At 67.6% G+C, this 938-nt stretch carries 1 protein-coding gene; it reads left to right on the top strand.

Translation table 11 applies throughout. The annotated features are described in order from the left end of the window. The first annotated feature begins 143 nt into the window (after positions 1-143). Positions 144-917, top strand: a complete 774-nt coding sequence (locus QMG73_RS46150) for a transposase (protein ID WP_281906523.1) — start codon at positions 144-146, stop codon at positions 915-917. The last annotated feature ends 21 nt before the right edge of the window (positions 918-938 follow it).

The raw sequence follows: 938 nt of genomic DNA, 5'->3' as shown, positions 1-938 counted from the left end.
GAGCGCTATTCAGAACGTCTGATCGTCCACTGTGGTCAGGGCCACGGGTGTCACTACAGGTGACGGCGGCCGCCCCGGTGTAGATCACCTGGGTTGTGTGGACCAAAGAGATCAACGAGGGGCAGCCGCCGCGCTGTCAGGCTATGACCGGACTACGCGGCGATCAAGTCACCGACCTCGTCGGCGGCGTGTTCGACCTGCTGGACGGGGTGTGGCAGCCAATACGCGGACGGCGCCGGGCGCTCGGACTGTACCGGGCGGTGGTGCTGACCTTGTACCTGATGCGTCGTAACGAGGCGCAGGCGGTGGCCGCCGAACTGTTCGGCTGCTCCCAGTCCACAGTGTCCCGGATCGTGCGCCGGCTGCGGCCACTGCTACGGCAGGTCACCGCGGACTTCGCCGGCCAGATACGTCAGCAAGCCAAACGATCGGCGGTGCTGGTCGACGGGTTCCTGGCCCCGACCGGCAACCGCACCGGCGTGCCCGAGCTGTTCTCCGGCAAACGCCACACCTGCGGGTTGAACATCCAAGCCGTATCCGACTTGGCCGGTCGCCTGGTCGACACCGGCCTACCGGTACCCGGCGCCCGCCACGACAGCAAAGCCCTGGCCGAGTCCGGCATCGCCGACCGCTGGGCCAACCACCTACGACCGGGCGGACCCGGCATGCTCGCCGACCTGGGCTACCTGGGCACCGCGGCGATCACCGGCACCCGCAAACCCCGCGGCGGCGAACTCGGCCAGGTACGACGTGCCTGCAACCGAGCGATCAACAGCACCCGCGCGGCGGTCGAGCGAGCGATCGCCCACCTGGTCAACTGGAAGGTCCTCGATACCGGCTGGCGCGGACGCCTCACCGACTTTCCCGAAGTCCTACGCACCGTCACCGGACTGGAGATCTACCGAACCTGGGGATAACCACGTTCTGAATAACGCTCC

The sequence above is a fragment of the Phytohabitans aurantiacus genome, from assembly GCF_027923225.1.
Lineage (GTDB): Bacteria > Actinomycetota > Actinomycetes > Mycobacteriales > Micromonosporaceae > Phytohabitans > Phytohabitans aurantiacus.
This window is presented reverse-complemented; position numbering and strand designations above follow the sequence as displayed.